The sequence below is a fragment of the Pseudomonas sp. 2VD genome (assembly GCF_005503585.1).
Lineage (GTDB): Bacteria > Pseudomonadota > Gammaproteobacteria > Pseudomonadales > Pseudomonadaceae > Pseudomonas > Pseudomonas aeruginosa.
The window spans coordinates 1-5,492 of the sequence record NZ_SCND01000387.1 but is presented as its reverse complement, the minus strand read 5'-3'; the positions used below and the strand labels follow the sequence as shown (position 1 = coordinate 5,492).

The following is a 5,492-nucleotide window of genomic DNA, read 5'->3' as shown; positions in this document are numbered from 1 at the left end:
GGCATCCAGGGGTAGGGCAGGCGGGGGCATGGGAGGGTTCTCTAAGATGCGAGATGGTATCGACTAAATACAATATAGAGTCCGCCAAGCCTTCGCCCGCTGTCAAGCCGCCAGACCCTCCGGATGCGTCGATAGCCTCGGCGGGCCGGGGGATCCAGGCTCCCTAGCTGAGTTGCCGTGGGCTCCCGACAGGAAACCGCAAAGGCGCCGGACGTCGCGATACGACGTCCGGCATCGGCGGCCCTCAGCGCAGCCCGTAGCCCTTGTCGACGATCAACTCCTGGCCGTAGAGCCCGGCGGATTTCGACGACAGCAGGAACATCACCACGTCGACGATTTCCCCGGGGCTGAGGAAGCTGCCGTCGACCAGGCGCTGGTTGATGCTCCGGGTGACAGACTCCGCCTGGGCATCGCTCAGGCCCAGTGATGCCCATATCGGGGTGGCGGTAGGGCCGGGGGAGACGAGGTTGATCCGCACGCCTTTTTCCGCCCATTCCACCGCCAGCGTCCTGGCCTGGGCGATCAGGGCCGCCTTGGAAGCGATGTAGGCGGCGAGCCCGGGGAAGGTCACTTGGCTGAGGAAGGTACCGATGAAGACTACGCTGGCCGGTTTGCTCGTTTGCCGACTGAGCACGGAAAAGGTGTTCAGCGCCCCGGCGCCGTTGACCCGCCACTGCTGCTCGAACGCCAGGCTGTCTAGGCCGTCGGCGAGCTGGGCGATGCCGGCGTTGGGTACCAGGTAATCGACGGGGCCGATGGACGCGGCACGCGAAGCCAGGGCGTCCAGGTCCCGTTCGCGGGTGACGTCGCCCGCCAGCCAGTGCAGACGCTTGCCGGAGTGGGCGTGCAGGCTTTCCGGCGGTCCTTCGCGCCTTGCCATCGCCAGGACAGTCGCGCCGTGCCCGAGCAGCGTTTCGGTCAGTTTCAGGCCGATGCCGGAACTCGCGCCGGTGACGACGGCGAACCGGTCGTTGAATTCACTCATGGGAATCCCTCGTGGGGTGATGGAGATACGGGTCTTCGATAGGGATGGATCAACGCGAGAGCGACGGGGCAGGGATGAGGCGGATGCCCTGTACCTGCACCTGGTCGCCGGCGTCGAACCGGGCGTTGGGAGAGCGGAAGCGTTCGGTCGTGCCGTCCTCGTAGCGAACGGTGTAGGCGTTTTCGCTCAGACCGGTTGCCTGCTGGACGGAGGCGCCTCCCAGGGCTCCCAGCGCGGCCCCGGCGATAGCGCCCAGGGGGCCGCCGAGGGCCGCGCCGACCATGACGCCAACCACGCCGCCGGCGCCGTAGCCGACCGTTCGGTCCCTATCTGCGGAAATCACTTCGGCGGAGTGGGCGAGGGGAGTCGTGGTTGCCAGGGCCAGTGCGATGAGCGGGAGCATGCGTTTCATGGGAAATCCTGAATGGGAAGGAGTCGCCATTGGCTTTCCATTTCCCATGCCAGATTTTTTATTGATGTAGATCAATGATTTGAAGGTTTATGAGTCATATTGACACGGTCTTTTTGCGGTCGTAATGACCCGCATGTAGTCGATTTGACTCTGCGCCGATGACAGCTTCGGGCGCTTCGGAACGGCCTCGTCGATGACGCTCAATGATCGGGGCGAGCGGGGTATTCGACCGTTTGAGCAGGCCCGCACGATCGGGCAAGGACTCCCGAGGAATAGGCAATGACGAGGAGGGGAGGATGCCCAATAGTGACCGCGAACGAATGCCGGCGGCTGCGCTGCGGTTGTCGAAATGCCAGACAGGAATAATGACGCTTTGAAACTTCCCTCGATACGGCGAGCCGCCATCGGCGGACATCACGATTCCCCGCAATTGCGCCAGGGGCGTTTCCACAATCTCAGCCCCAGGCCGGCGGACATGCCGGCACCCGGTGCCCGGGTGCTCTGGAACGCGCTTTTCAACAAGCCGAGAAGCACCGTCCCGCGGCAGCCTTTACCCGTGCTCAGCCCGAGCCGTGCCGAACTCGATGCGACCGTCGATGGCAGTCTGTTCCGCCTGGGTCATTCGACCTTGCTGCTGAAACTGGCCGGTAGCTGGTGGCTGACCGACCCGGTATTTTCCGAGCGCGCCTCGCCGTTGCCGTTCGCCGGGCCGAAGCGTTTCCATGCGCCGCCGGTGGCATTGGCGGATCTCCCGCCGATCCGTGGGGTAATTCTTTCCCACGATCACTACGACCACCTGGACCGCGCCGCGATCAAGGCCTTGGTCCCGCTCGTCGAACTGTTCCTGGCGCCGCTCGGCGTAGGCGACCGCCTGCTGGCCTGGGGCGTACCGCCAGGCAAGGTGCGCCAACTGGACTGGTGGCAAGGTATCGAGGCTGGCGGTCTGCGCCTGACCGCCACGCCGGCACAGCATTTCTCAGGCCGTGGGCTACATGATGGGAACCGTACGCTGTGGTGTTCCTGGGTGATCGAAAGCGTCGAACTGAAGCTGTTCTTCAGCGGAGACAGCGGTTACTTCGATGGTTTCGCCGAGATCGGCCGACGCTACGGACCGTTCGATCTGACCATGCTGGAAACCGGCGCCTACAACGAACATTGGCCCTACGTGCACATGCACCCGCAGCAGACCCTCCAGGCTCACCGGGATCTTGGCGGGCGCTGGCTGCTGCCGATCTACAACGGCACCTTCGACCTGGCCATGCATGCCTGGTACGAGCCGTTCGAACGGATACTCGAACTGGCCACCGAACACGGCGTACGGGTTTCCACGCCGATGATGGGCGAACGGATCGATCTGCAAGCACCGCATGCCGGCCGACGCTGGTGGCGCGAAGTGGTCGACAGCGAAACGCAGGTGCAGAGTTACGGCTGTTGCAGAAGCTAGGTCGGCGAGCGATCGCACGAGGGCTCCAGACGGAAGCCGCCATGGAGTCGCTTCGAAATGCGTGATGCTGCCCTAGGTCCTGTGAACCTGTATATTCGCATAATGTATATTATGTTAAACGATAGGCCATGTTGAGAATGTTCATGAGAAGCCTCCGCTCCGGGCTGCTCAGAATGTTTTTTCAGCTACGCTTCGTTTCTGTGTCATGGACAGAGCGTAATCATGCCAAAGCTGATAGTTGCCATCTGGTCGGTCAATACGAAAAATCATGCGGCTACGCCAGACGCAAGGTTTGCAAGCCTGACTGTTGCAATACAGAGTGCCTGGACTACGATGATGACCCTTGCGGATGGGGAAACGGTATCTTATCTAGGGGCTCAGCCACACGCGATAACACCACAAAGCGTCAGCGTTCATACAGCAAGAAATGAAAGCGTCAATTACCTGTTCATTGCCCCTGAATACCTGTTTACAGCAAACAAGGACATTCCTAGCCATTTCATGACGGAAACGCAATTTGAACTAATTAGGGCGCAGCTTGTATTCCTCAGTCTTCGCTTTCCAAACCTGATGATAATTCCAGGTAGTGCTGGATGGTTCAAAACGAGGATGCGCTCAGCCGTGAAGATATTCCGTAAGTCACTTGCACAGCCGCAACGTGAGCGCGGCCCGGAAGCGTCCCGCGACATGAATAAATACCTGGAGCGATACCAGCGCTCGATCGATACGCCGCTCGACTACCGCGGGGTCGTACCCGACCTGCATTTATCTTCCTACACAAATCAATATAAGGATCTTAAATATGGACAGATATACGATCTCGAGCAGGCTTCACCAAAGAGCGGCCAGCATGCGGCAGGATTGAAAATAGCCAAGAACACATGTTTGGTGCTCAAGAGCGCGACGATCATTCATCGTTACGACAAAATCTTCGAGGCTCAGGATAGTACCGATACCGATATGTCGAAAGCCGATAGGCAGGAGCCTTTTCTATTCATGCCAGGCGAAGCCAGCCCGATTTTCGAGTCCGCTGGAATAAAATACGGCGTCGAATTGTGTGTAGATCATAATTTTGCTGCCTTGCAGGTGTGGTGCAAGAAAATATGCCACCCTCCTTCGCCGGTAGATATTCAAATCCTCATGTCTGCAAGCACAGGGCTCGAGAGTTCAAATATCGCGGCCACGCAATTCGTTCTCCATGCAGATTGCCATGGTGCCAGCGTCATAAAGGCAAACGGGGAAGACGTCTCGCCTGCACGATCTGCCGCAGAGGATCTCCCCGTCTATGTCCTGGAGTGGTAGTTTGCAAGCGAGGTTTCAGGCTGCTCAATTAAGGATCAGGTTCTGCCAGTCTCACTGACATTGATGTGAGTCAGCCGGCTCTGGTGATCGAACAACAGCCAGTTAGACCCTCGCCGCGGAGATGAGCTGATGCGCGAGTTTCATGACTTGATCCTTTAAGAGGTTCATGAACGAAATACATCGCCCATAAGTTAAATTGAATGCATCGTTTATCAAGCCCTCGATCTTTTGCGCGCCGTTCTCCTCCATGCATGGTTTGAAGCCTTTAACTCGAATCCCATCCCTCGACGGCTCGCTGTGCAGGTCAAATCCCGGACAGATCCGGCAGCACCCGCACAAGATGCCTGCTGCCGATCTTCGGTACCGCCTCTGCACGGAGCCCACTGCATGAAATGGTGTATCGCCGATACGGGCCCGTCATGAGCAAATACTCATCCTCACGCTGAATGTCCCGCAGCCATGACGGTCCATCTATGCCGCATATTCGCAGCCTGCCGGCTGCTCTGGCACTCCGTCTGGACAATGGATTGGCAATCAACAGTCGAACGGATAGATCGACGTTGAATGCATTGGGACGACGTCCGCTGTCTTGAGTCGAAACCGGAACATGACATGAAGATGAAATTGTAGGTATGTTCCATTGACGATGACGGCGCTGCTGCGGCAAGCGCCGTCCTGCATTGAATATTCAAAAAGTGCTCTGGCGGGACTCATCTTTCTATTTGAAGATGAAACCAGCAGGCAACCATAGCAGAAGGACGACGGATGTCACCTAGCCCCTCCCCCGACGAGCGTCGGCTTGTATTCGAAGCGCGCCGACTGACCATTGAAGCACTGGTGAAAATCTATCTTGAGCAGGTTTCTTCCTCAAGGAACCTGGTGACGGTCTACCTTCGCCTCATGTTCACGTTGTCACTCGGTGCCCTCGCCGGCGTGATAACTCTATATGGGACCATGCTTCGCTTTGGCACTTCGGCCAGTATCAGCATGATCACTCCCCTGGAGGTGGTTCTTGCTATCGCAGCGCTTGCGGCCCTGGTCACTTCGGCTCTGCTTTCCGCGCGTGCGCTCCAGAAAAGTGCATTCGATGTCGCTCCGCTCTTGCATAACCCATTTCCAAGCGCGGACTCGGTGATCGATTCAATATTCGATGCAGACGATATCGATGAGCGGCAAATACTCAGAAAGCTTTATTTCGCCCTGGACAAGACTGTCGAGCATCAGCCTCCTCTCAGGCTCAGCACTCGTCTGATCACCCTCTTCCTTATTGGCGGTCTTTTCCTGACCGGGGCATCCTTTTTACTGTGAAGAGCGCGTTCGGTCTTTATGGTTATTTATCATCATCGATC

6 protein-coding genes are annotated in these 5,492 nt (G+C 58.1%); 3 read left to right on the top strand and 3 right to left on the bottom strand.

The window, feature by feature from the left end:
* Positions 1-244: 244 nt before the first annotated feature.
* From FFS27_RS27815 to FFS27_RS33390, 3 genes are all read right to left on the bottom strand, one after another.
* Positions 245-985 carry an SDR family NAD(P)-dependent oxidoreductase gene (locus FFS27_RS27815; RefSeq protein ID WP_003117250.1) on the bottom strand — a complete coding sequence of 247 codons (741 nt, stop codon included), beginning with the start codon at positions 983-985 and terminating at the stop codon, positions 245-247.
* A 49-nt stretch (positions 986-1,034) separates the two neighbouring features.
* Entirely contained in the window at positions 1,035-1,397 is a 363-nt protein-coding gene (locus tag FFS27_RS27810; RefSeq protein WP_021264777.1) for a hypothetical protein, read from the bottom strand.
* Between the two features lie 94 nt (positions 1,398-1,491).
* Positions 1,492-1,812, bottom strand: coding sequence for a hypothetical protein (locus FFS27_RS33390; protein WP_159060630.1), 321 nt, complete (start codon positions 1,810-1,812; stop codon positions 1,492-1,494).
* Between FFS27_RS33390 and FFS27_RS27805 the strand changes: the two genes are divergently transcribed.
* The 3 genes from FFS27_RS27805 to FFS27_RS27795 all read left to right on the top strand — a co-directional run bounded on the left by FFS27_RS27805 (position 1,747) and on the right by FFS27_RS27795 (position 5,451).
* Positions 1,747-2,841 carry an MBL fold metallo-hydrolase gene (locus FFS27_RS27805; RefSeq protein WP_201267313.1) on the top strand — a complete coding sequence of 365 codons (1,095 nt, stop codon included), beginning with the start codon at positions 1,747-1,749 and terminating at the stop codon, positions 2,839-2,841. The genes FFS27_RS33390 and FFS27_RS27805 overlap by 66 nt on opposite strands.
* Positions 2,842-3,063: 222 nt before the next feature.
* Positions 3,064-4,143: a hypothetical protein gene (locus FFS27_RS27800; protein WP_023099592.1), complete on the top strand. Its 1,080-nt coding sequence runs from the start codon at positions 3,064-3,066 to the stop codon at positions 4,141-4,143.
* A gap of 765 nt (positions 4,144-4,908) precedes the next feature.
* Positions 4,909-5,451, top strand: coding sequence for a hypothetical protein (locus tag FFS27_RS27795; RefSeq protein ID WP_003122765.1), 543 nt, complete (start codon positions 4,909-4,911; stop codon positions 5,449-5,451).
* Positions 5,452-5,492 lie beyond the last annotated feature (41 nt).

Excerpts from the sequence above, each read along its gene's own strand:
- FFS27_RS27810 (WP_021264777.1), bottom strand. The coding sequence starts at position 1,397 with ATGAAACGCATGCTCCCGCTCATCGCACTGGCCCTGGCAACCACGACT.
- FFS27_RS33390 (WP_159060630.1), bottom strand. The coding sequence starts at position 1,812 with ATGTCCGCCGATGGCGGCTCGCCGTATCGAGGGAAGTTTCAAAGCGTC.
- FFS27_RS27795 (WP_003122765.1), top strand. The coding sequence starts at position 4,909 with ATGTCACCTAGCCCCTCCCCCGACGAGCGTCGGCTTGTATTCGAAGCG.
- FFS27_RS27815 (WP_003117250.1), bottom strand. The coding sequence starts at position 985 with ATGAGTGAATTCAACGACCGGTTCGCCGTCGTCACCGGCGCGAGTTCC.
- FFS27_RS27800 (WP_023099592.1), top strand. The coding sequence starts at position 3,064 with ATGCCAAAGCTGATAGTTGCCATCTGGTCGGTCAATACGAAAAATCAT.
- FFS27_RS27805 (WP_201267313.1), top strand. The coding sequence starts at position 1,747 with ATGCCAGACAGGAATAATGACGCTTTGAAACTTCCCTCGATACGGCGA.